Origin of the sequence: Rhodoplanes roseus, assembly GCF_003258865.1 — a bacterium.
Lineage (GTDB): Bacteria > Pseudomonadota > Alphaproteobacteria > Rhizobiales > Xanthobacteraceae > Rhodoplanes > Rhodoplanes roseus.
Genome location: NZ_NPEX01000460.1, coordinates 1 through 3,065, shown reverse-complemented (window position 1 = coordinate 3,065; position 3,065 = coordinate 1). Strand labels below are relative to the sequence as shown.

3 protein-coding genes are annotated in these 3,065 nt (G+C 70.6%); 1 reads left to right on the top strand and 2 read right to left on the bottom strand.

Annotated features, from left to right (window positions below):
* Positions 1-124 precede the first annotated feature (124 nt).
* Both CH341_RS30075 and CH341_RS30070 read right to left on the bottom strand, forming a co-directional pair.
* On the bottom strand, positions 125-1,132 hold the full coding sequence (locus CH341_RS30075) for a lysylphosphatidylglycerol synthase domain-containing protein (protein WP_111423143.1): 1,008 nt from the start codon (positions 1,130-1,132) through the stop codon (positions 125-127).
* A 54-nt stretch (positions 1,133-1,186) separates the two neighbouring features.
* Entirely contained in the window at positions 1,187-1,996 is an 810-nt protein-coding gene (locus CH341_RS30070; RefSeq protein ID WP_146604684.1) for a MipA/OmpV family protein, read from the bottom strand.
* Positions 1,997-2,440: 444 nt separating this feature from the next.
* Between CH341_RS30070 and CH341_RS30065 the strand changes: the two genes are divergently transcribed.
* Positions 2,441-3,022: a L,D-transpeptidase gene (locus CH341_RS30065; RefSeq protein WP_111423139.1), complete on the top strand. Its 582-nt coding sequence runs from the start codon at positions 2,441-2,443 to the stop codon at positions 3,020-3,022.
* Positions 3,023-3,065: the final 43 nt, after the last annotated feature.

Here is a 3,065-nt window from a genome sequence, read left to right as displayed (position 1 = left end):
CGGCACCGCCGGCGCGGGCCGCTCCGCGAAGCGGCCGACCAGCACGGCCGCGGCGACCAGATAGGCGCAGCCGGCCAGCGCCGTCAGCAGCAACACCACCGTGAGAAGGCTCGCCAGCATGGGCTCAGGCCGCCGGGGTGCCGGAGGCCGAGACCGCGTTTCGCTCGCGCCAGCGGCGGCCTTCCATCCACTGCCAGATCGCCAGGCCGGGCACGCCGGTGGCGAGATCGGCGACGCGCTTGACCAGCGACAGCGCCATCGCCTGGTCGGGCGGAATGCCGAACACGGCGCACAGCACGATCAGACCGCCCTCCTGGGCGCCGAGCGCGCCCGGGATCGCGAAGGCGACACCGCGGATCGCATGCATCAGGCTCTCGATCACCAGCGCCTCGGCGAGGCTCACCGGATGACCCATGAACCAGAAGGCGACCAGGACCTCGCCGATGCCGGTGAGCCAGTCGAGATAATGCAGCACCAGGCTGGCGCCCATGCGGCTGCGGCTCGCATGCAGGGCGGAGAGATCGACGAACAGGCGCTCGACCTTCTCGCCGACGACGCGGGCCCAGTCGCCGCGGAAGCGCCCCAGAATCCAGCCGAAGGCTTTCCGGCCGCCGCGCCGCTGCACGATCCAGAAGCCGACCAGCGCCGGCACGGCGAGCGCGAGCCCGGCCGCGGCGATCCAGGCGAGCGACGAGTCGGCGCCGAGCCAGACCAGCACGGCCAATCCGGTGAGCGCGAACAGCGCCTGGGTGACGGCGAGCACGAGGACGTCGACGATGACGCTGGCGGTGGCGAGCGGCCCGGGCACGCCCTTGAAGGTGAGAAGCCGCGCCCCGATCAGATCGCCGCCGACCTGGCCGAGCGGCAGCAGCGCGTTGGCGCCTTCGCGCACGAAGCGCAGCGACAGGCAGGTGGAGAGGCGCGGCCGCTCCTTGGGGGGAAACAGCACCCACCAGCCGACCGCCGCGACACTCGCCGTGCCGGCCCGCACCAGCACGACCAGCACGATGCCGAAGCCGATGCCGGTGATCGCCTGGCGCACCATGCCGGCGCCCGACCACACGGTCAGGCCGATCAGCACCGCGATGCCGATCAGGAGGCTCAGAAGCCCGGTGGTCCGGACGAATCGCATGCGCCGTCCTCGAGCCCGCTCACGTCATCCGGCGGGCGCGGCGCGCGTGTCCGATCACCAGAACTGCTGGAACGTGAACGCGCGGGTGAAACCAAAACCGACCGTCACCTGGTCGGGCGAGCCCCGGTAGACGACGAGCGGCGAGTCGGCGGCGCTGTCCATCAGCCGCTGATACTCGACATAGACATGCGTCGCGAGCTCGGGGGTCCAGAAGTAGCGGGCCTGGGCGCCGGCGCCGACCGAGTAGAGGCCGCCCTTGGCGTCGTAGGTCGGCAGGCCCGACCAGAAGGACTGCCACGGGTCGATGCCGAAATACGGCTCCAGCGCCTTGCTGGTGGCGAACGAGATGCGCGGGCCGCCCGACAGCGTCAGGGCCGGCGTGATCGGAACGACCGCATCGGCGCTGAGGTCGGCCACGACGCCGTGGTGGCCGCCGAAGCCCTGGCGCACCTCGGCGCGGGTCCGCATCCAGGGGGCCCACCAGTACTCGACGAAGCCGCCGACCTCGACGGCCCAGTCGACGTCGCCGAGGCCGTAGAGGGCGCTCGAATCGGACTCCTTGCGGTTCGCCCGGACCTTGAGGTTCGGACCGATCTTGAGCTGCTGGGTCTCGAACAGGGCGATGCCGGCGCCGTCGCGGGGCGCGCGGAACTGCTCGGGCGTGCCCGCCTTGCGGAACCCGAAGATCGGGGCGGCCCGCAGCGTGTAGGTGTCGCCGCCGACGAACTCGCTCTCCATCCGTCCTTCGAGGCCGAGCGTGGCGATCCAGGTGGGCTTGGCGGGCTCGGCGTAGGTCGCGGCAGGCGCGCCGTAGCCGAGATCGGCCGCCGCGGCGATGCCGCCGAGGGCCAGCCACGTCGTCACCACAGCCGTGCCGAAACACCCAGTTCGATTGCTCAAAACACTGCCCCATTCCCGTCCCGGCCCGTCCTGCGACGGCGGGATTCGCCCCTCGACGATTGTTTCTAAGTACACGGTGGCCCAGGACGACGCAAAACCGGCGCCGGCACCTCATCCATCGCTCAAGCTCGACGTACTTCGTTAACGATTCCATAATGTTGCGATCGCATGCGAAAGTGCCGCAGCACCCCGGCACGGCGCCATGGCCGGCGCGCTCCTCACGTTCTCGACCGGCTGTTGCGGGGCCGCCACAGGCCTCGGAAAACGCGTGAAATCGCCGTGATGGGACCGTTTCAGACCGCGGTTGGCCGTATTGTCCAGGCACCCCGATCGTCGTCGGGGCTTCGGCCGCTGTCGCGCGTCGGGCCGATCGCCCTATCCATCCATCACCCTTCAAGGAGCGTATCGATGCGCAGAGTCGTCCTCGCCGCCGTCGCAACCCTCGTGTTCGCGGGCTCGACCTGGAGCGCGGCCCGGGCCGAGAACCTGGATCCGGAGGAGCGATACACCTATGGCCGCTACATCACCCGCTACGCGGCCGGGCAGTCGAGCATCCCGAAGGCCAATGTCAGCTTCGATGCGTCCTACGCGCCCGGCACCATCGTGGTGAACACGGCCGAGCGGCGCCTCTATCTCGTCACGGCGCCCGGCCAGGCGATCCGCTACGGCATCGGCGTCGGCCGCGACGGCTTCCGCTGGGCCGGCAACACCGCCGTCTCGGCCAAGAAGGAATGGCCGACCTGGACGCCGCCGGCCCAGATGCGCCGCCGCCAGCCCGGCCTGCCGGCCACGATGAAGGGCGGCATCGACAACCCGCTCGGCGCCCGCGCCATGTATCTGGGCTCGTCGCTCTACCGCATCCACGGCTCCAACGAGCCGGAGACGATCGGCCAGGCCGTGTCGTCCGGCTGCTTCCGCATGACCAACGACGACGTCATCGACCTCTACGACCGCGTCCGCGTCGGCGCCCGCGTGGTGGTGCTGAGGTAGTGATTACCCTCCCCTGGAGGGGGAGGGTCGGGGCGCGCGCAGC

Excerpts from the sequence above, each read along its gene's own strand:
- CH341_RS30075 (WP_111423143.1), bottom strand. The coding sequence starts at position 1,132 with ATGCGATTCGTCCGGACCACCGGGCTTCTGAGCCTCCTGATCGGCATC.
- CH341_RS30065 (WP_111423139.1), top strand. The coding sequence starts at position 2,441 with ATGCGCAGAGTCGTCCTCGCCGCCGTCGCAACCCTCGTGTTCGCGGGC.